The sequence below is a fragment of the Sphingomonas sp. R86520 genome (assembly GCF_042466285.1).
Taxonomy (GTDB): Bacteria; Pseudomonadota; Alphaproteobacteria; order Sphingomonadales; family Sphingomonadaceae; genus Sphingomonas.
In genome coordinates this window covers 1,015,703-1,036,245 of sequence record NZ_JAXHBZ010000001.1, presented here as the reverse complement: position 1 = coordinate 1,036,245, position 20,543 = coordinate 1,015,703, and the positions used below count along the sequence as shown (strand labels likewise).

Below are 20,543 nucleotides of genomic sequence, written 5' to 3'. Positions count from 1 at the left end.
GCGGCCTGACTAGGCGGCGTTACGCATTTCGAGTTGGCTCACGAGCCGTTCGCGCCAAGCGGCGGGGCTGCCCGCGACGAGCGCAAGCTGGCGCGACCGGCGGTAATACAGGTGGCAGTCGGACTCCCAGGTGAAGCCCATCCCGCCATGCGTCTGGATGTTTTCCTTCGATGCGAACCAGTATGCGTCGGAGGCGGCGACGCGCGCGGTGGCGGCCGCGAGCGGCAGTTCGGCGGCGCCCGCGTTGAGCGCCCAGGCGCCGTAATAGGCGTTCGAGCGCGCGAGTTCGTTCTTCACGTACATATCGGCGAGCTTGTGCTTGATCGCCTGATACCCGCCAATCTGCCGCCCGAAGGCATAGCGATCGAGCGCATACCCTTTCGCCATGTCGAGGCACCGGTCCGCGCCGCCAAGCTGCTCGAACGCGAGGAGAACCGCTGCACGATCGAACACCGCCTGCATCGCGGCCATCCCGTTGTCGGTGCCGAGCTTCTCGCAAGGGGCGTCGGTGAAGGTGAGGCGCGCAGCGCTGCGCGTCGGATCAAGCGTTTCAAGCACTTCGACTGCCACGCCCGCGCCCTGCTCGACGAGATAGAGCCCGTCGCGGGCGAGCACGACGATCACGTCCGCGACGTCGCCATCGGTGACGGGGATCTTCTCGCCGGTGAGTTTGCCGCCGGACACCGTCGTGCGGATCGAGCGTGCGGTGACGGGCCCGGCGCCGTCCGAGGTTGCGAACGCACCGATGACGTCGCCCGCCGCGATCCCGGGTAGCCACCGGATCTTCTGCGCATCGCTGCCGTACGTCATCAGCGCTTCGGCGACGAAATAGACGGTCGAGGCGAACGGGATCGGCGCGCAGGCCCGCCCCAGTTCCTCGGCAATCGCGCAAAGCTCGATGTGACCGAGACCCAGCCCTCCGAACTCCTCGGGGATCGCCGCGCCGAGCCAGCCCTGTGCGCCGACCGCTTTCCACAATCCCGCGTCGTACGCGACGGCAGGATCGTCGAGCACTGCGCGGACCCGGTCGCTGCCGCAGTGCGCGGCCAGGAACTTGCGTGCCTCGTCCTTCAGGAATTTCTGGTCGTCGGAATAGTCGAAGTTCATGAGGACTCCTTGGCTTGCGCCCAATATTCGTCGCGGAGCAGGCGCTTGTAGAGTTTCCCCGTCTCGTGCCGCGGCAGCGTGTCGCGGAAATCGATCCGGCGCGGCGCCTTGACGTGGCTGAGGTTCGCACGGGCAAACGCGTTGAGTTCGGCAGCGAGCAGCGCGCGGTCCTCGGACGGGTCGGCGGGGCAGACGATCGCCACCACCTGTTCGCCCATTTCCTCGTCCGGCGCGCCGATCACCGCGACGTCGGCGACCTTCGGATGCGTGACGAGCACATTCTCGATCTCGGCCGGATAGATGTTCACGCCGCCCGAGATGATCATAAAGCTCTTGCGGTCGGTGAGGTAAAGATAGCCCTCCTCGTCGAGCCAGCCGACGTCGCCAAGCGTCGTCCAGCCGTGCGCGTTAGCGGCCGCCGCGGTCTTGGCCGGATCATTGTGGTATTCGAACGCGCCGCCGCCCGCGAAATACACGTCGCCTTCGGCGCGAGCCGGCAGCGCATTGCCCTGGTCGTCGCAGATCATCGTCTGCGCGGTTAGGTTGCGGCCGACCGAGCCCTGGTGCTCGAGCCATTCCGCGCTGGAGATAGCGCAAAACCCGTTTCCTTCGGTACCGGCGTAATATTCGCCGATGATTGGCCCCCACCAGTCGATCATCGCCTGCTTGACGGGTAGCGGGCAGGGGGCCGCGGCGTGCCACACGGCCTTGAGCGACGACACGTCGTAGCGAGCGCGGACTTCGCGCGGCAGTTTGAGCAGGCGAATGAAGTGCGTCGGCACCCATTGCGCATGCGTGACCCGGTAGCGCTCGATCGCGGCGAGCGCGGACTCGGGATCGAAATGCTCCATCACGACGACGGTGCCGCCGACCTGATGCACCGACATCGACCAGCGCAAGGGTGCGGCATGATACAGCGGCGCGGGCGAGAGATAGACCATGTCCGGCGTAAAGCCGTACAGCGCCTTGCCGAGCGTCACGAGCGGCGAGACGTTGGTCCCGAACGGCTCGTCCGACAGCGCGTGCTTGACGCCCTTCGGCTTGCCGGTGGTGCCTGAGGAGTAGAGCAGGATACCGCCGGGTGATGGGTCGGCGATCGGGTCCGAGCGCATCGCGTCGCGCGCGGCTTCGTACGCCGCATATCCGTCGATCTCGCCGTCGACCATGTAGCGCCGCACGTCGTCGAGCATCGGAACCAACGCCGCCGCTACGTCCGCACACCCATTGCTGGCGATCAGCACGCGGCAATTGCCATCGCGGATGATGTACTCTGCCTCGCCCGCCGTGAGTTTCGAGGACAGGCAGGTGCAATAGACGCCGGTCCGCTCGGCCGCCCAGACTATCTCGAGATAGCGCGCCGAATTATCCATCAGCACCGCGATGCCGTCGCCGCGCTTCAGCCCGAGCGAGCGGAGCAGATGCGCGCCCTGGTTTGCCCGCGCGTCGAGCTCGCGATACGTCACCGTCTCGCCCGTCGAGGCCATGATATAGGCGGGCTTGTCGGGCGACGTCTGCGCGTGCGCGACGGGATGCATCAGACGCGCTCGATGATGATCGCCGGGGCCATCCCGCCGCCCGCGCACATCGTCACGAGCCCGCGTTTCAGGTCACGGCGTTCGAGTTCGTCCAGGATCGTACCTATCAGGATCGCGCCGGTCGCGCCGATCGGGTGGCCCAGCGCGATCGACCCGCCGTTGACGTTCACCTTGTCGCGGTCGAGCTTCAGGTCGCGGATGAACTTCTCGGCGACCACCGCGAACGCCTCGTTGATCTCCCAGAGGTCGATGTCGTCGACGCTCAGCCCGGCTTTCGCAAGGACTTTCCGCGCGGCGGGGACCGGGGCGTTGAGCATCAGCGTGGGATCGTCCCCCATGTTCGCCATCGCGACGATCCGCGCCCGGGGCTTCAGGCCGTGCGTTGCGGCATAGTCGGCGCTGGCGAGCAGCACGGCGGCGGCCCCGTCGACGACGCCTGACGAATTGCCGGCATGGTGAACGTGCGCGATCTCCAGATCGGGATAGCGCCGGTTGATCTGCTTGCGGAAGGTCGTGCCGGTCTCGTCGAGCTGCATGTCGGCAATCCCCGCGAACGAAGGCCGGAGCGCGGCGAGACCCTCGGCGGTCGTGTCCGGCCGCGGGTATTCGTCCTTGTCGAGCACCAGCGCGCCGGTGTCGTCGGTCACGGGGACGATGCTGCGATCGAACCGTCCCTCGGCGATCGCGATGCCCGCGCGTCGCTGGCTTTCCAGCCCGAGCGCTTCCAGCGTCGCGCGGTCGATCCCCTCGATGCTGGCGATGGCGTCGGCGCAAATGCCCTGATGCGATTGCGGATGGCGTTCGGCGAGCCGGCTATTCCCCGATCCCATGCCCATCGGCCGCTTGCCGGCCGCCATATCGTCCTGCATCATCGTCGTGGTCAGCGACATCATCTCGGTGCCGCCGGCGATGACGAGGTCTTCCATGCCGCTCATGATCTGCGCCGCCGCGAAGTTCACGGCCGTGATCCCGCCGCCGCAGAATTGATCGAGCGTCGTCCCGCTCGCCTTCACGTCATAGCCCGCATCCAGCGCCGCCATCCGCCCGAGATCGCCCCCCTGTTCGCCGCGCTGTGTCGAGGTCGACCAGATGATGTCGTCGACATCGGCCGTATCCAGCTTGTTTCGTTCGGCAATCGCCTTCAGGACGGTCGCGGCGAGATGCTGGGGGTGCATGTGCGACAACGCACCCTTGCCGGTCTTGCCGATCCCTCGCGGGGTACGAACGGCGTCGATGATCAGTGCCTCGGCCACATCGCTCTCCTGTTGCACCCGCCGCTATATCCGGTCGTGGCGCCTGATGCCGGATTGCGTCCGGCTTCGTTCCGACGTAACATTCGTTATGGAGACTGGCTTGTCAAGCAGGGTATTGATGCAGGAAGCGGCGATACCGCGCGTAGATCTGGCGCCGCGTGACTGGCTGGAAATCGGTCTGCAGTCGCTGAAGAACGGCGGTCTGCGCGCGTTGAAGCTTCGCGGACTGGCGCAGGCACTGGGCGCCTCGACCGGCAGTTTCTATCACCATTTCAAGGATTTCGACGGATATCACGCCGCCCTTGCGGGGTATTTTGTGGAGGCGCAGATCGATCCGCTGGTCGAGACGCTCTCCGTGTCGGATCTGAACCCGGTCGAGCGGATCCGCGCCTTCGCCGACCATGTGCGTGACCACGACATGTCGCAGTTGGCGCTGGCCATGCGCGCCTGGGCGAAGAGCGACGCGCGGGTGGCGGCGGCGATCCGCGAGCATGACGACAAGGTCATGGCATTCCTGGTCGAACAGTTAACGGCGCATGGGTTCGGTCCGGTCGAGGCGGCGACTCGCGCCTATGCGTTGTTGGCGATCGGCCTCAGCGAAGTCCACGCGGCCGACGGAATCGAGCGTGCCGTCTTGCGCAGGGGATTGCTGACCTTGCTATGCGAGCGTTAGCGTAGCGCGGCGACTCCGTAGAAACGGAGCGTCAGGAAGAGGATGCGGGCATGAAGACGTATGACTACGTAATCATCGGAGCGGGATCGGCGGGCTGCGTGCTGGCCGCGCGATTGACCGAAGACCCCGAGGTGACGGTGCTGCTTCTGGAGGCCGGCGGGCGCAACGACGGCGTGCTGGTGCGGATGCCCGCGGGGGTCGGCGAACTCATCAAGAGCAAGAACCCGAGCAACTGGGGCTTCACGACCGAACCCGAGCCACATCTCGACGGCCGCCGGCTTTGGTGGCCGCGCGGCAAGGGGCTGGGCGGCAGTTCGTCGATCAACGGCATGATCTATACGAGAGGCCATCCGCAGGATTACGACGAATGGCGCCAGATGGGGCTGCCCGGCTGGTCGTTCGACGACGTGCTGCCGTATTTCAGACGACTCGAGGGGCATCACCGCGGCGAGTGCGATCTGCACGGCGGCGGCGGGCCGCTGACGATCTCGGGCGGCGAGTCCGACAGCCCGTTCTACGATGCTCTGGTCGAGGCGGGGCGGCAGGCTGGCTATCCCGTCACCGAGGATTTCAACGGCGTGAGCCAGGAGGGCTTTGGCCGCTACGACCTGACCGTTGCAGACGGGAAGCGCTGGAGCACGGCGGCGGCCTATCTGCGGCCGATCTTGTCGCGTCGTAATCTGACCTGCGTCACGGGCGCGCGGACGACGCGGATCCGGATCGACCAGGCGCGCGCGACCGGTGTCGACTATGTGCTTGACAAGGGCGCGCGGGCGGAGAGCGTGACGGCGGCGCGCGAGGTGCTGCTGTGCGCCGGCGCGGTGCAGTCGCCGCATATCCTCCAACTGTCGGGGATCGGCGATCCGGACCGGCTGACCGCAGCGGGGGTTGGCGTGGTGCACGCACTCCCCGGCGTGGGCGAGAACCTGCAGGACCATCTCGACGTCGTCATGAACTGGAAGTCGCGGGGGCTGCGCACCGGCTACACGATGACGAAGGGCATCGGCATGCTCGGTATCGGGCTCAACTATCTGTTGCGCGGCAAGGGGGCAGGGCGGCAGCAATTCCTCGAAGCGGGCGCGTTCGTGTCCTCGCGCGAGGGATTGTCGCGGCCGGACGTGCAGATCCACGGCGTGCTGGCGCTGATGCAGGATCACGGGCGGACCAAGGCGATCGAGGACGGCTTCACGCTGCACCTGTGCCAGTTGCGCCCCGAGAGCCGCGGCCGGATCGGGCTGCGCTCGGCCGATCCGTTCGCCGACCCGACGATCGCCGCGAACTATCTGGCGACCGCCGAGGATCGCCGGGTGATGCGCGCGTGTGTCGGGATCGGTCGCGACGTCGCGCGGCAGGCGGCGCTCGATCCGTACCGCACGGGCGAGTTGTCACCGGGTGAGGACGTGCGGACCGACGACGAGATCGACGCCTGGGTACGGCGGACCGCGGAGACGATCTACCACCCGGTGGGGACGTGCAAGATGGGGACGGCGGACGATGCGCTGGCGGTGGTCGATGCGACGCTCGCCGTGCGCGGGTTGCGCGGGTTGAGGGTGGTGGATGCCTCGGTGATGCCGACGCTGGTGGGGTCCAACACCAACGCGCCGACGATCATGGTCGCGGAGAAAGCGGCGGACATGATCCGGGGGCGCGCGCTGGCGCGGGCGGCCTGAGGCGCGCGCCACACCAAGCACGACCTCGCCGACCTGAACGCCACCCGAGCAAGCTCAACAGCACCCGAGCAAACCCAACACCATCCGAGCAAACTTAACACCACCCCGGCGGAGGCCGGGGCCCAATCGGGGGACGTTGGCAACTGAAGGCCGCGGTTCGTTACTGCGACCTCCCGATTGGGCCCCGGCCTTCGCCGGGGTGGGTATGGGTTGTCGTGCTGTGGAGCCGGACCATCCTCACCCATCGCCGCCTTCGGCGTCTCCCCCTCTCCAAATGGAAAGGGTGAGGACGTTCTCCGAACGCTTACCGCGGCGCCATCCGGATCGCGCCGTCCAGCCGCACGTCCTCGCCGTTAAAATACCCGCATTCGATCATCGTCAGCGCCAGCGCGGCGAACTCGTCCGGCCGGCCGAGCCGTTTGGGAAACGGCACCGACGCGGCCAGCGCATCGCGCACCTGCTGCGGCGCCGCCGCCAGCAATGGCGTATCGAAGATCCCCGGCAGGATCGTGTTCACCCGGATCCCCTCGCTCATCAGGTCGCGCGCGATCGGCAGGGTCATGCCGACCACCCCCGCCTTCGACGCGGAGTAGGCGGCTTGGCCCATCTGGCCGTCCTCCGCCGCCGCACTCGCGGTGTTGACAATCGCGCCTCGCTCGCCATCCGCGCCGGGTTCCAGCGTCAACATCCCCGCCGCCGACTTGGCAAGGCAGCGGAACGTGCCGACCAGGTTGATCTGGATGATCCGGTCGAACGCATCGAGCGGAAAATGCTTGATCGAGCCGTCCTGCTTCGAGCGCCCTGCAGTCTTGGCGGCATTGCCGGTGCCGGCGCAGTTGACCAGGATCCGCTCCTGGCCGTGAGCAGCGCGTGCAGCGGCGAAACCCGCATCGACGCTGTCGTCGGAGGTCACGTCGACCTTGCAGAACACCCCGCCGATCTCCGCTGCGAGCGCCTCGCCCTTGTCCGCCTGCAAGTCGAAGATCGCGACTTTCGCGCCTTTCGCCGCCAACGCGCGCGCGGTCGCTGCGCCCAGTCCCGACGCGCCGCCGGTCACGACGGCTGCGCTATGTTCGACGTCCATGCATCTCTCCTGTCAAAGCCCGCGGTTCATGCCCCGGTTGCAGAACAATAGTTATGCTCGTATTCGAGGCTTGCCAAGTCGGCATGTTGCACGGGGATCCGACGATGACCGCAGCGTCCTTGCAGAACGCGTCTCCACACTGGCTACCGCGCCAGCCAAAGGGCGTTCTCGATCATATCCCAGGCGACGAAGGACTGCCGCTCGTCGGCAACACCTTCAAGCTGCTGGCCGACCCAATCGCATTCGGCGCGCGGATGGCGGCGCGGTACGGCCCGATCTACCGCAGCAACGCGCTTGGCGGCACCGGGCTGACGTTGCTGGGGCCGGACGCGAACGAGCTCGTCCTGTTCGATCGCGACAAGCTGTTCTCGTCCGAACAGGGCTGGGGCCCGATCCTCAACCTGCTGTTCCCGCGCGGCCTGATGCTGATGGATTTCGACAAGCATCGCGCCGACCGAAAAGCGCTGTCGGTTGCGTTCAAACCCGAGCCGATGCGGCATTATGCCACCGAACTCGACGCCGGCATCGCCGCCTCGGTCAGCGGTTGGAGCGGGCAGACCGTGCGCTTCTACGACGCGGTCAAGAAACTGACGCTCGATCTCGCCGCGACCAGCTTCCTCGGCGTCCCGCTCGGTGCCGAGGCAAACCGGATCAACCAGGCGTTCGTCGACGAGGTGCAGGCGAGCGTATCGCCGATCCGCAAGCCCTGGCTCGGTACGCAGATGCGCAAGGGCGTCCGCGCCCGTGCCTATCTCGTCGACTTCTTCGAACGTGAAATCCCGGCGCGGCGGACTGGCGACGGGCAAGATTTCTTCTCGCAATTCTGCCGCGCGACCGATGACGACGGCGCGCCGCTGACCGCGCTGGCGATCGCCGACCACATGAACTTCCTGATGATGGCCGCGCACGACACCATCACGTCGTCCGCGACGAGCCTGGTGATGCTGCTCGCGCGCAATCCGGCGTGGCAGGAGCGGCTACGCGAAGAGGCCGCCGCGCTCGACCCGGCGGTGCCGCTGACCGAGCAACTCGATCGTCTCGTCCTGACCGAATACGCGTTCAAGGAATTGCTTCGGCTGATGCCGCCGGTCCCGTCGATCCCGCGTCGCGCCCTCAGGGCTTTCAGCTTCGGCGGCTTCGATATTCCAGCAGGAACGAACGTCGGCGTCGGCATCACCTACACGCATCACATGGCGGAGCATTGGCCGGATCCGGACACGTTCGATCCGCTCCGCTTCACGCCCGAGGCATCGAAGGGCCGTCACCGGTTCGCGTGGGTGCCGTTCGGCGGCGGCGCGCACATGTGCATCGGGCTGCACTTCGCGACGATGCAGATGCGGCTGCTGATCGCGCACCTGCTCACCCGCTACCGGATCGAGGCAGCGCCGGGCAGCGGTGACGCATGGCAGGTGTTTCCGATCCCGCGGCCGAAGGATGGCTTGCCGGTCACCTTCGTTCCGCTTGCGTCGGCGCGGTAATCCGTCATCTTCGCGCGGAGTATCCGGGCTAGGGGCGAACGAGACATGACGACACGATCGATGATGCTGGCAGGCGGCATGCTGGCTGGCGTGATGCTGGCTGGCGCCGCGACCGCACAGGTCTCGCCGCCGCATGTCGCGAAGAAGCCGTTCCAGGTCACGTCGCCAAACGGCGCGCGCACCGACGACTATTACTGGCTGCGCGACGACACGCGAAAGAACCCGGAGATGCTTGCCTATCTGGCGGCGGAGAACGCGTATGCCGACGCGCAGCTCAGCGCGCTGAAGCCGCTCGAGGCCAAGCTGTATCAGGAGACCGTCGCCCACATCAAACAGGACGACAGCTCGGTACCCTATGCCAAGAACGGCTATTATTACGGGTCGCGGTTCCAGCAGGGCGCGGATTACCCGATCGTCGAGCGCCGCAAGGCCAGTCGTACCGCGCCCGCCGAAACGCTGTTCGACGAGTCCACGATGGCGAAGGGCCATACCTTCTTCGCGCTGAGCGACTGGGCGGTCAGTCCCGACAACCGCCGTGTCGCCTGGGCCGAGGACAATGTCGGCCGTCGTCAATATGTCCTCAGGATCAAGGACATCGCCAGCGGTGCGGCCGATGCGGACACCATCACCAATATCGAACCGAACATCGTCTGGGCCGACGACAGCAAGACGCTGTTATATGTCGAGAAGGATCCCGTGACGTTGCGCGGATACCGCGTGAAGGCGCACGTCCTCGGTACACCGGTCGCCGGCGATCGGTTGCTCTTCGAGGAGAAGGACGACACCTATTCGATCGGTGTCTCGCGCACCGCCGACGACAAGTTCGTCTGCATCGGCGTGAGCAGCACGGTCAGCGACGAGCAACGGTGCGCCCCCGCCGCCGCGCCGACGAACTTCACCGTCATCGCGCCCAGAGCGCGCGAGTTCCGCTACGGTGCCGACCACATCGGCAGCCACTGGATCATCCGCACCAACCGCGATGCCAAGAACTACAAGCTCGTGACGGTAGCCGATGCCGACCTGGCGAAGGGGACGGCGGCGTGGCGCGACCTGACGCCGGCCAGCGACACGATTTTCATCGAGGGCTTCAAGCCGTTCGACGGGTTCGTCGCGATCGACCAGCGCCAGGGCGGCAATCGGATGATCCGGGTGCTGAGCGACGCGGGCAAATCCACGCCCGTCACCGCGGATGAGCCCGCCTATCGCATGTCGCTGGACGTCAACGAGGAAACCGCGACACCGTGGGTACGCTATACCTATGGTTCGCTCGTGACGCCGACGACGACGTACGAGGTCAATGCGAAGACCGGCGAACGCCGCGTGCTGAAGGTTGCGCCGGTGCCGGGCTACGACCCTGCGAAATACGTCACCGAACGCGTCTGGGCAGCCGCGCGCGACGGAACGAAGATCCCGGTGTCGCTGGTCTACGCCAAGGGTACCAAGCGCGACGGCACCGCGCCGTTGTTCCAATATGCGTATGGCAGTTACGGGATCTCGACCGATCCTGCCGTCGACCCGGGCCGGATTGGGCTGCTCGATCGCGGCGTCGTCTACGCGATCGCGCACATCCGTGGCGGCCAGGAAATGGGGCGCAGCTGGTATGACGACGGGCATTTGCTGAACAAGAAGAACAGCTTCACCGATTTCATCGACGTGACCCGTTACCTCGTCGCCCAGAAGTACGTGGCGAAAGACCGGGTTGCTGCGATGGGCGGCAGTGCCGGCGGGCTGCTGATGGGGGGCGTCGCCAACATGGCCCCAGCGGACTACAAGCTGATCATCGCGCAGGTGCCGTTCGTCGATGTCGTCACGACGATGTTGGATGCATCCATCCCGCTGACGACGTTCGAATATGACGAATGGGGCAACCCCGCCAAGCAGCCATATTACGACTACATGCTCAGCTACTCGCCCTATGACAACGTGACGGCCAAGGCGTATCCGGCCTTGTACGTGGGCACCGGGCTCTGGGACAGCCAGGTTCAGTATTACGAGCCCACCAAGTGGGTCGCAAAGCTCCGCGAGCGCAAGACGGATGCCAATCCGTTGCTGTTCCGGATCAATATGGAAGCCGGCCATGGCGGCAAGTCGGGTCGCTTCGAACGCTTCCGCCAGAACGCGGAATGGCAGGCGTTCATGCTGCAGCAGCTAGGCCTGGCCCAGTAAGTCCGACGTACTGCAGCGCAAGACCAAGGCCCACGCGCGCCACGAGATTGGCTCTCTGGCGCGCACGGGTTGTGCTTATCCGCCGCCGACGACGCTGATGCAGTATATAAAAATTGAATTATTTATTGACCGCTCCGTCCGACTGTCGGACAACGCCCCCGCTTCGAGACGACGAAAAGTCGCAGGCGACATAAGGTTGAGAGTTGCCGGAACCGCTTCGACGCGCACCCGGACAACGGCATTCCGAATGATTAGCTGAGCGGTCGCCATCCGGTGGTCCGCAGGAAGTTCGGGAGGAGGCTGGCCATGACAGATCACAGCGACGGAATATCGAGCCGCGTCCAAACGGGCTCGAAGAACGGCGTGTGCCTGGACGTTTCTGTCCGGACTGGTGAAGCTGGTGCAACGCGCCTCAACGTCAACATCGGTGGGACGATAATTTGATCGCGCGGCAACCGTATCGGACGGGCTTCGGCAGCTCGCCCCCTTCCCACATGTTCCCCGAGAACACGTTCCTGCCCGTGACGCCTGTTCCGCTTAAGGTTCTCGCACGACCTGCCGACGCCGTGATCGGGCGGCCCGAACGATGAGCAAACCCGTGGATTTTTCGGATTTCGAGCAGGCGACCAACGGTGGCGTGACGGCGAACGAGCGGGCAGTGAGGCTCGGCCCGAGTTTGTCGGGTACCAATCTCGAGCGCGCGGGTGATTATAACCAGCGCGTCGTGCTCCAGGTGATCCGCCGCCATCCGGACATCACCCGGACCGAGATCGCGGCCATGACGAACCTCACCGCGCCGACGATCGCGAACATAACCAACCGCCTGTTCGACGCCGAGTTGATCATCGATGCCGGTCGCCGCACCGGTGGCCGCGGTCAACCCGCGGTACGGCTGCGGATCAACCCGGACGGCTGCTTCGCGATCGGACTCAACATCGATCGCGATCACGTTACGCTCGTATCGCTCGATCTGGCGGGGGTCGTCCGATCCCGCTTCACGCGCCAGATACCGTTCGCGATGCCCGGCGACGTCCTCGACGTGATCCAGACCGGCGTCGCGGAGATCCGGAAGACGGAGGCGATCGGTATGGATCGCATCCTGGGCATGGGCGTCGCTCTTCCGGACGACCTCGGGCGCGTGGCGCTACCGCATCGACCCTCCGGCTATGAAGCCTGGAGCGCAGTCGATCTCCAGACCATGCTGGCCGATCTCGTGCCCTGGTCGATCCACATCGACAACGACGCTGCTGCCGCCGCGATCGGCGAGGCGCAGTTCGGCGACGGCCACGACCATGCGAGCTTCTTCTATATCCTGGTGAGCGCCGGGTTGGGCGGCGGCGTGGTGATCGACGGCGCCTATTATCGTGGCGCCAACGCCCGCAGCGGTGAAATCGGCTTCCTCCCGCTCGCCGACGACGCGACGCGCGTGCTGCAGGACGTCGTCTCCCTGTCGGCGCTGAACGCGCGCCTGGAGGCGGCGGGGGTGATGAAGCCGGGGATCGATCCGACGCAGCCCTTTCCCACCGCGTTCGCGCCGCATGTCGACGCGTGGCTCGACGATGCGTCGCGCGCGCTGGTGCCCGCGCTGACCGCGGTGAACTGCCTTCTCAACCCCGCCGCGGTCTTGCTCGGTGGCCGTTTACCGGCCGACGTGCTCGATCGGCTGGCGGCGCAGACCGATCTTCAATTGCGCGCCGCCGCGCCCGATTTGCCGGCAACTGCGCCGATGTACCGCGCCAGCCTGTCGCGCGATGCACCGGCGGTGGGGGCCGCGATCCTGCCGTTCCTCGACCGGATACTCCCCTCGGACGCGATCCTGATCAAAAGCTGAGCCCGTCAGGGCGTATCGCGTAAACCGCACACCGCACCCCGAAGGTCGCGGCGAGACACCGGACCGGACTGGTCGAACGCCATATAGTCCCGCCCGGCGAGCGTATATCGCGTCCACGCAGGCAGCGTTGCGGCGTTCGGATTACCCGTCTTCACGAAGTTCACCCAATAGGCTCGCAGCGGCGGCTGGCCGGGCTTTGGCGGATTGAAGAGATAGCCGAGCTCGCTGGCATGGCTCACCGCACCGCCGGGCGGCGCATAGTCGAACTGATATTGCCAGACGGGCACGCCAACGCGGGTCAGGGCCTTCGATACCGCGACGGTCGGGCATCGGAAGGTGAGATCGGTGGCCAGTTGCGCCGTCACGTCACCCAGTCGCGGATCGTCGACGGGCGTCCCACCGGGATCGAGTCCATAGAAGGCAAGCGCCTCACCCGCGTTTGCGCCGAACTCTGCTCGGACGGTCGCTTCGGCCGCAACACGGCCGCCATGTAGCCCCAGTTCGCGCGCGTTCACGCCGATGATCAACGGCGTACGATCGACCTGGCCGCGAGCGAGCAGGCGGGCAGGCGTATCGGTGAGGACGCGGCCATCGACCACTGCCTGCAACCAGATGAAGCTGTCGTCGTCCAGATCGGGAACGTCGACCATGTCCTGCACTGCAAGCAAGCGGTCGACCGGCAGCGCGCGCAGTTGCGCCGCAGTCGCCGCCTCGGGCAACCCGGCGGCGGTCGTGATCAGCGATCCCAGCCGCTCGTTCTGCGCCAGGCTGCGCGGCTTCACGCCGAAGCCCGCGGTCCCGCTTTCCTCGATCGCCTGCGCGAACAGGCCGCGCGACGCAGGCGCCAGCCGGTGCAGCGCGACGTCCTGCGCGCCCGCGGACTCACCGGCAATCGTGACACGCGCCGGATCGCCCCCGAACCTAGCGATGTTGCGCTTGACCCAGCCGAGCGCCGCCTGCTGGTCCATCAGTGCGTAATTGCCCGAACGCCCGCCCTGTTCGCGGCTGAGCGCGGGGTGCGACAGGAAGCCGAGCGCGCCCAGCCGGTACTGGATGCTGACCAGCACGATACCGCCGTCGGTGATCGCGGACTCGACCGTGCCACCACCCGCGCCGCCACGATTGGCGCCGCCGTGAATCCAGACCAGCACGGGCAGCGCCTTGGCGGGCGCCATCGCCGGCGTGCGGACGTCGAGGAACAGGCAATCCTCCGATCCATGTTGCGCCGCCGAGCGGTTCCATTCGCCATAATCCCCTTGGGGACAGGCAGCGTGCTCGGCGACCGCGTCGACCGGCTCGGTCCATTTCGCCGGGCGCTCGGGTGCGCGCCAGCGGAGCGGCCCGACCGGCGCCTTAGCGTACCGGATGCCGCGGAACACGCGCGTCCCGCCGGGTAGAACCTGGCCGCGCACTGGCCCGTCGTCGGTACGAACGATCGGCGCGCCGGCCAGCGCAAGCGCCAAAGCCAGGATCATAACAGGCCCCGCGGCGCCGGCTTGGCGAGCGCACGGCGGATCGCGGCTTCCGCGACCGGCGCCATCGCCGCATAGCCCGCCTTGTTCGGGTGTACCCCGTCATAGGTCAGCGAGGCGCGGGTCGCGTCGCCGTCGTGCAGCGCACCCCAGTAATCGGCATAGGTCGCGCCGATCTTCGCCGCATAGTCCTTCAGCCACGCGTTCATCGCAGCGATTTTCGGTGCCGTCGCCAGACCTGGCCGCCACGGAAACCGGTCCGCCGGCGTAATCGAGGCGACGATCACGCGGATACCGTTCGCGCGCGCCAGATCGGCCATCGACATGATATTCGCCCTGGTCTGTTCGGGCGTCATCGGCCCGGTGTTGCCAGCGATATCGTTGGTGCCGCCCATGATCTGAACCACCGCCGGGTGCAGGTCGACGACGTCCTGCCGAAACCGCAGCAACATCTGCGGCGTCGTCTGCCCACCGATCCCGCGCCCGATCCGGTCGTCCGCGAAGAACTCCGGGACCATGTCGAACCATCCCTGCGTGATCGAATCGCCGATCAAGACGACGCGGTGGTTGCTCGGCTTCGGCAACGCGGCGTTGGCGGACTGATAGCGGCCCAGCCACGCCCAATCCTCGTGCAGCCGCGTCTCCGCCGCTTGCGCCTGCCGTTGCTTGTCGGCGTCGGTCTGCGCCGTGGCCATCGTACTGGTCAAAGCCATCATGCCCGCGAGCGCAATCTTGGCGTAGCTCATGGTCATTGGGCCGGCTCCACTATGGCGGCGGCGCCTCCGGACGCGGCCAGCGTCAAGGTCAGGGCGTCGCGCGCCGTTACCGCACGGGTCGCGGTGACGAGGTCGGTTGGCGTCGCCCCGTCGGTCCAGGTCCGTGCGCGGTATCGGCCGGTCCCGAGGAACCCGAGCGGCAGCGTGATTGTCCGCGCGGCATCGGTCATCGCCCCGATATACCAGGTCCTGCCGCTGCGCCGCGCGACCGCGATATGCTCGCCGAGTTCGCCGGTCAGGAACCGGGTCTCGTCCCACGTCGTCGGCACCGCGGCGAGAAAATCGAGCCCCGGCTGCCCCCGATACGCATCGGGGCTGTCGGCGATCGACCCGAGCGGGCTTTCGTACACCACGTACATCGCCAGCGTCTGGCCGCGCGTGGTCTGCACCTCGGGTCCGACGGGATGCGGCGCGAACGTCGCCGGCGTGCGGTTGCGATAGCCACCGGGCGTATAGTCCATCGGCCCGCCGAGCATCCGCGTATAGGCGAGCGTGACGTTGTGCCGCGCGGTGATGCGCCGCGTCCACTTGTTGTATTCCGCCCCCAGCACGCCTTCCTGAGTCAGGAAATTGGGCCAAGTCCGCGTCATTCCCCACGGGTGCGTCGCGCCGTGCAGGTCGAGCAGCAGGTGATGTCGCGCGGTCGCTTCGGCAAGGCGGTGATAGTATCCGACCATCTCCTGGTCGTCGCGGTCCATGAAGTCGACCTTGATGCCCTTGATCCCCCAAGCCTCGACCTGCGCCAGGATCCGCTCCATGTCGGTGTCGAGCAGCTTCCAGTGGATCCACACGATCAGGCCGATGCCGCGCTTGTGTCCATACTCGACCAGCGCGGGCAGGTCCACGGCAGCGATCGGCCTGGTCGGGTCGGCTCCCGGATTGAGCGTACCGCCGTCGCCGCTGTTCACATACCAGCCGTCGTCGATCATCATGTAGGGCAGCCTCCACGACTGCGCGAAATCGATATAGCCGCGGATCGTCGCGTCGTTGGTGCCAGCCTTGGGCACGCCCGCTAGGATCGGTCCGGACCACCAGTCCCACGCGGTCTTGCCGGGCTTCACCCAGCTGAAATCGCCCTTAGGCGCCGGGTTCAGGCTGGTGAGAAGGGTGTTCTCGATCAGCGCGCCGGGGTTGGCGCCGACCATGATAACCCGCCACGGCGACCGGACGCCGCTGCCGACGTCCGCCTTCACCGCGATCGTGGGCTCGTCGATCCGCCGCGACAGCTTGGCCTCGACGCCGAGGGCGCCGGTTTCGGTGCCGGTCAGATACAGTGCCGGCCAGTCGGTCACGTCGGCCTCCGCAAAGGCGAGCGTCGGCCCGCCAACGCCGGTGCGGCACACCAGCGGCAGTTCGTACAGATTGTGCCGGCGGATCGCCGACGCCTTCACCGGATCATATTCGCCCTCATGGCTGGTCCCGAAGCTGCCGAGATTGAGCCCGGTACAGTCGTAATCGGCAGGGAAGGCGACCTGCGTCAGTTCGTTGACGATCCGCAGCGAGGTCAGGTTCGGCTGCGTCGGCACGACATAGCGCAGCGCCGTCCCGCTGTCGTAAGCCCGCACGATCACGTCGAGCCGTCGCGCCTTGCCATCGGGCTCGGCAAGATGGACGACAATCTCGTTATACCGCTCCGCGACCGACGACGTCTTGCCAGCAAGCAAGGTGTAGCGATCCTCGCCGCGCCGCCGGTCGACGCCGGTCACCTTCAACCCGTTAGACAACTTGGCATACCGCTCGAACTCGAGCCCCAGCATCGAGGGCGCCACCACTTCGCGACCGGCCACGGCCACGCGGTAGGTCGGTTGCGCAGCGGCGTTGGTGCCAAGCGTGACCGCGATCTGCCCATCCGGCGAGGAAACGGATTGCGCGAGGACCGGCGTCGATCCGAGCAACGCCGCGACGAATACCAGCGCCTTCATCGTACCGTTCCCCCTGCAACGTTCCAGCCACGCAGCGCGACATGCGCCGAAGACGCCTTCGCTGTCGGATAGCGTATCTCGACCGTCCGCTGGTCGCCCGGCAACAGCGAGACGTAATTGTCGCTGAAATAGGCGGGCAGGACCTGCGTGCCGTCGGCGTTCATCACCGTCAGCTTGGTCTCGATCGCGGGCGTCGCGCTGGTATTGCGCAGCGTCACCGCGGTCACCGTGTCCGCGCCGTCGACCCGCGTCGCCGATGCCGTGTCGAGCGTCACCGCCGCAAGACCGTTCAGCGCCTGGAACTGCGCATCGTTCGCCGCCTGCCAGTAGAAGTTGGTCGACAACAGGTTGCCTGCCGCATCGCTCGCCTCCAGCCGGACGAGCGCGACGCCGTTCGCGGTTGCCGCCTTGGGATCCAGCGTGAACGCATCGCTCGCCGCCTCGCCGGAGGCGGTGATCGTTGCGGACTCCTCGGCGATCGTCCGGTTGTCGAGCCCGACCACCTTCGCCTTCACCGTGACGCCGCGGAGCGGGGCCAGACCGTTATTGACCAGCACGACCTTCCAGTCGGGCAGGTTCATCTGGACATGGACCGGCTCGGACGCCTTCTTCACGCCGTAGAACGAGGCCTGCGTGTCATAGTCCGAACTGAAGATGTTCCACGCCGACGACGGCCATGCCGGCTGCGTCATCCACAGCATCCGACCGCTATGCTCCGTCCACAGCTTCGCATTCATCCCCTCGAAGATCGCGCGGTACGATTCATACTGCATCATCTGCGCCTTGCGCTCGAAATCCTCGAGGCTGGTGCCGGCGCCGAAGCGCGTGGCGAGCACGTCCATATACGTCTTCACCGCGCCGTTCCCGGTCTGGTGCCAGTCGTGATACGCCCATGCATCACTGATCGGCCACTGATCGGCAGGCGCCATCGCGCGTTTCCACGCCTCCAGCGTCGGCAGCGACGGCGTGCCGCTCTCGACCGAGAAGCCCTTGGCGTGCTGGGTGAAATACTCGACCGGCGGGCGCCAGTTGTACGGCCCGGAGTTCTGCAGGTTCACCCGGTTGGACGAGCCCATGTAGAGCCGCGTGCCGTCCTCCTTGTCGATCAGCGTCTCCAGCGCCTCGTTGAGGACCGGCTGCGGCACGCCTTCGTTGCGGCCGAACCAGACGACGATCGACGGATGGTTGCGGTATCGCTTCACGACGTCGGTCGCGTTGGTCATGAACAACGCCGGGTCCTGCGCCTCCAGATTATAGTCCTGCGTCGATTCCCAGAAATCGTTGAGGATCATCAGGCCGTATTCGTCGGCCAGATCGTAAAACGTATCTTCGGTGTTCTGCCCGACCCAGTTGCGGATGATGTTGAGATGCGCGTCCTTGTGCAGCTTGAAGAATGGCTCCAGCCGGGTCCGGTCGACGCGCTTCATGAAGTCGTCCATGCCGATATTGCCGCCGCGTGCAGCGATCTTCACGCCGTTGACGCGGATCACCAGATACGGTGTCAGGCCGTCCTGGTCCTTGATCCGGGTGACCGCGGGCGATGTCTCGGCGCCCGGCACGAGGCTCGCGGCCCAGCCATTGGCGACCTTGCGGATGCCGGTATGCGAACCGTCGACGATCCGTTCGCCGCGCTGCCGCGCCTTCGACAGGTCGATGCCGACACGGTCGAGGTCGCCGTCCTTGTCCATCAGCGATATGTCGTACGTGACCTGGCGGATGCCGAAGCGGACGTGCTTGGTGTCGCTCGCGGCGCCGTCGACCGACGCGGTCAGGGTCAGGTCGTGCAGGGCAGGGGCGCCGTAGCCGTTCGGCCACCAAAGCTTGGGGTTGCGCACCATCAGCTGCGGGAAGTCCGCAGGCTTCAAGACGACGTTGGCGGTCTGGCCCGGCGCGAGTGCCACCTGCTTCTCGACGACGACGTCATCGAACGCCGCGCGAACGGTCGCAGTCACCGACCCAGCGGAATGGTTCGCAACGGGTACGCCGATCTCGACCGCCGCCACGCTGTTGTCCGCCTTGGGCAAGGTCGTCACGACCTGCGCATCGCCCAGCGTCGCGGTCCCCGTGGTGGTCAGCGTCACACCGCGCCACAGGCCGATGTTGCGGTCGCGGATGCTCGGAATCCAGTCCCACCCCTCGGTCGCGACGAAGGTCGGGCCGTCGAGCATCATCATGCCGCCATTCTCGCCGACCCCCGACGTCAGCGACTCTTCCTGCGCGATGCCCGGATGCGGCGGCGGCGACACCTTCACGGCGACCGCGTTGCGTCCGGGCAGCAGCTTGCCGGTCACGTCGAACTGGCCGCGCACGAACGCGCCCTTCATCGTGCCGATCGGCGCGCCGTTGAGCCACACTTCGGCACTGTAGTTCACGCCGTCGAAATTCAGCGTCTGGCGTTTGCCGACGGTCGCTGCGGGCGCCTCGAACTCGGTGCGATACCAGTAATCCTGCCGCGCGAGGCTTTCCGGGATCGTCATGTTGTTCAGCCCGAATGCCGGGTCGGCATAGACGCCGCGGTCGACCAGCGTCGTCAGCACCGTGCCAGGCACCGTCGCCGCGTACCATGTCGACGCATCGAAGCCCGCGCGGCTCAGCGTGGCGCCGGGCGCAGTTACCTTCGGCGCTTCGGCCAGACGCCAGCCGGCAATTGTCCAGGCATTCTCGCGCAGCGGCGCGATAGCGGGTCCGGTCGGCAATGGCTTGGCGACGGGAGCGGGGAAGGGGGCCTTCGATAGCGGCCGGGTCCAGGCATCCTGCGGGGTGGTCTGGCCCAGCGATTGGCGGACCTGCACCGGCCAGTCGGGGCTCGCATCCTGATAGACGACCAGCGCGTCCGGTTTGGTTGCGGCGAGTGCGCGCACGGCGTTCGTATCGAGTGCATTGGCCTGCAGTGTGAAGCCGGAAACGCGACCACCGAACGGCGCGACCGTCGCGACGGACGGTACGGGCGCGGCGGTCATGCGGCGTTGCGCGACCTGCCGGCCGTCGACGTACAGGCGGGCCTGACCCTCCTCGAGCGTCGCGGCGACGTGATGCCAGCTGCCCGCCGAGATCCGCGACGGCGCGATCAGCGCACCGGCTTCGGTGACGAGGCTCGGGCGGCCCTTGTCGAGCGCGAGATAACGGCGTGGCCCGGTCGCGATATCGCCGAACCCCGCGACCGGCACGTTCCCGTCACCGATCGTCCGCGGTTCGATCCATCCCGACAGCGTCCAGTTCGGCGCGTCGATCGGCTTGGCATTATCGCCACCAATATTTGTCTTGAGGGTGTCGCCGCCCGCAGGGGCCGCGACGTTCAGCGGCCCATAGCTCTGGGCTGACAATGTCGTCGCCATACAAAGCGCCAACGTCGAAACAGCGCTCGCGATCATACGCTTGCCCATCGTCATCCTCCCGTACGCAGAGTCTCGATCGCTCCGCCTTCGGCAAGGAACATGACGCAGCATGGCGAAAAAGCCAAATTGAATTACGAATTGCACGAGATGGGGCCGCTGCGTAATGGTTTGCGTCGAGCAGCCATGCGTATTGGCAGCGCGGCGAAAGCAGGATACCCGATCATCCAGGTGACGGATCGAC

At 66.5% G+C, this 20,543-nt stretch carries 13 protein-coding genes; 5 read left to right on the top strand and 8 right to left on the bottom strand.

Annotated features, from left to right (window positions below; genetic code table 11):
- Positions 1 to 9 precede the first annotated feature (9 nt).
- Genes SJY41_RS04930 through SJY41_RS04920 form a run of 3 tightly spaced genes read right to left on the bottom strand, consistent with a single transcriptional unit; the run spans position 10 to position 3,895 of the window.
- On the bottom strand, positions 10 to 1,107 hold the full coding sequence (locus SJY41_RS04930) for an acyl-CoA dehydrogenase family protein (RefSeq protein ID WP_380779567.1): 1,098 nt from the start codon (positions 1,105 to 1,107) through the stop codon (positions 10 to 12).
- Positions 1,104 to 2,642 carry an acyl-CoA synthetase gene (locus tag SJY41_RS04925; protein WP_380779565.1) on the bottom strand — a complete coding sequence of 513 codons (1,539 nt, stop codon included), beginning with the start codon at positions 2,640 to 2,642 and terminating at the stop codon, positions 1,104 to 1,106. Before SJY41_RS04925 ends, SJY41_RS04930 begins: the two co-directional genes overlap by 4 nt.
- Positions 2,642 to 3,895, bottom strand: a complete 1,254-nt coding sequence (locus SJY41_RS04920; protein WP_380779564.1) for an acetyl-CoA C-acetyltransferase — start codon at positions 3,893 to 3,895, stop codon at positions 2,642 to 2,644. Before SJY41_RS04920 ends, SJY41_RS04925 begins: the two co-directional genes overlap by 1 nt.
- 100 nt (positions 3,896 to 3,995) lie before the next feature.
- Here SJY41_RS04920 and SJY41_RS04915 point away from each other — a divergent pair, with 100 nt between their 5' ends.
- Together SJY41_RS04915 and SJY41_RS04910 are read left to right on the top strand one after the other, a co-directional pair.
- On the top strand, positions 3,996 to 4,568 hold the full coding sequence (locus SJY41_RS04915; protein WP_380779563.1) for a TetR/AcrR family transcriptional regulator: 573 nt from the start codon (positions 3,996 to 3,998) through the stop codon (positions 4,566 to 4,568).
- A gap of 50 nt (positions 4,569 to 4,618) precedes the next feature.
- Entirely contained in the window at positions 4,619 to 6,238 is a 1,620-nt protein-coding gene (locus SJY41_RS04910; protein ID WP_380779561.1) for a choline dehydrogenase, read from the top strand.
- Positions 6,239 to 6,542: 304 nt separating this feature from the next.
- Here SJY41_RS04910 and SJY41_RS04905 read toward each other — a convergent pair whose 3' ends face one another.
- Positions 6,543 to 7,322, bottom strand: a complete 780-nt coding sequence (locus SJY41_RS04905; RefSeq protein ID WP_380779559.1) for an SDR family NAD(P)-dependent oxidoreductase — start codon at positions 7,320 to 7,322, stop codon at positions 6,543 to 6,545.
- Between the two features lie 104 nt (positions 7,323 to 7,426).
- On the opposite strand from SJY41_RS04905, the gene SJY41_RS04900 reads away from it, so the two are divergent.
- The 3 genes from SJY41_RS04900 (at position 7,427) to SJY41_RS04890 (ending at position 12,797) form a co-directional block, all read left to right on the top strand.
- Entirely contained in the window at positions 7,427 to 8,800 is a 1,374-nt protein-coding gene (locus tag SJY41_RS04900) for a cytochrome P450 (RefSeq protein ID WP_380779557.1), read from the top strand.
- A gap of 45 nt (positions 8,801 to 8,845) precedes the next feature.
- Positions 8,846 to 10,966 (top strand): S9 family peptidase, encoded by a 2,121-nt coding sequence (locus SJY41_RS04895; RefSeq protein ID WP_380779555.1) that lies wholly within the window; start codon positions 8,846 to 8,848, stop codon positions 10,964 to 10,966.
- 586 nt (positions 10,967 to 11,552) lie between these two features.
- Positions 11,553 to 12,797, top strand: a complete 1,245-nt coding sequence (locus SJY41_RS04890) for an ROK family protein (RefSeq protein WP_380779553.1) — start codon at positions 11,553 to 11,555, stop codon at positions 12,795 to 12,797.
- Between the two features lie 5 nt (positions 12,798 to 12,802).
- Here the strand turns inward: SJY41_RS04890 and SJY41_RS04885 are convergent, their stop codons facing one another.
- Genes SJY41_RS04885 through SJY41_RS04870 form a run of 4 tightly spaced genes read right to left on the bottom strand, consistent with a single transcriptional unit; the run spans position 12,803 to position 20,302 of the window.
- Positions 12,803 to 14,272: a carboxylesterase/lipase family protein gene (locus tag SJY41_RS04885; RefSeq protein ID WP_380779551.1), complete on the bottom strand. Its 1,470-nt coding sequence runs from the start codon at positions 14,270 to 14,272 to the stop codon at positions 12,803 to 12,805.
- Entirely contained in the window at positions 14,269 to 15,015 is a 747-nt protein-coding gene (locus tag SJY41_RS04880; RefSeq protein ID WP_380784062.1) for a GDSL-type esterase/lipase family protein, read from the bottom strand. The genes SJY41_RS04885 and SJY41_RS04880 overlap by 4 nt, the downstream gene beginning before the upstream one ends.
- Before the next feature lie 2 nt (positions 15,016 to 15,017).
- Positions 15,018 to 16,967, bottom strand: a complete 1,950-nt coding sequence (locus SJY41_RS04875) for a glycoside hydrolase family 97 protein (protein WP_380779549.1) — start codon at positions 16,965 to 16,967, stop codon at positions 15,018 to 15,020.
- Positions 16,964 to 20,302 carry a LamG-like jellyroll fold domain-containing protein gene (locus tag SJY41_RS04870; protein WP_380779547.1) on the bottom strand — a complete coding sequence of 1,113 codons (3,339 nt, stop codon included), beginning with the start codon at positions 20,300 to 20,302 and terminating at the stop codon, positions 16,964 to 16,966. Before SJY41_RS04870 ends, SJY41_RS04875 begins: the two co-directional genes overlap by 4 nt.
- Positions 20,303 to 20,543: the final 241 nt, after the last annotated feature.

Bases quoted from the DNA above. Each gene is read 5' to 3' on its own strand.
- SJY41_RS04930 (WP_380779567.1), bottom strand. From the start codon at position 1,107: ATGAACTTCGACTATTCCGACGACCAGAAATTCCTGAAGGACGAGGCA.
- SJY41_RS04925 (WP_380779565.1), bottom strand. From the start codon at position 2,642: ATGCATCCCGTCGCGCACGCGCAGACGTCGCCCGACAAGCCCGCCTAT.
- SJY41_RS04910 (WP_380779561.1), top strand. From the start codon at position 4,619: ATGAAGACGTATGACTACGTAATCATCGGAGCGGGATCGGCGGGCTGC.
- SJY41_RS04905 (WP_380779559.1), bottom strand. From the start codon at position 7,322: ATGGACGTCGAACATAGCGCAGCCGTCGTGACCGGCGGCGCGTCGGGA.
- SJY41_RS04900 (WP_380779557.1), top strand. From the start codon at position 7,427: ATGACCGCAGCGTCCTTGCAGAACGCGTCTCCACACTGGCTACCGCGC.
- SJY41_RS04895 (WP_380779555.1), top strand. From the start codon at position 8,846: ATGACGACACGATCGATGATGCTGGCAGGCGGCATGCTGGCTGGCGTG.
- SJY41_RS04890 (WP_380779553.1), top strand. From the start codon at position 11,553: ATGAGCAAACCCGTGGATTTTTCGGATTTCGAGCAGGCGACCAACGGT.
- SJY41_RS04885 (WP_380779551.1), bottom strand. From the start codon at position 14,272: ATGATCCTGGCTTTGGCGCTTGCGCTGGCCGGCGCGCCGATCGTTCGT.
- SJY41_RS04880 (WP_380784062.1), bottom strand. From the start codon at position 15,015: ATGAGCTACGCCAAGATTGCGCTCGCGGGCATGATGGCTTTGACCAGT.
- SJY41_RS04875 (WP_380779549.1), bottom strand. From the start codon at position 16,967: ATGAAGGCGCTGGTATTCGTCGCGGCGTTGCTCGGATCGACGCCGGTC.
- SJY41_RS04870 (WP_380779547.1), bottom strand. From the start codon at position 20,302: ATGGCGACGACATTGTCAGCCCAGAGCTATGGGCCGCTGAACGTCGCG.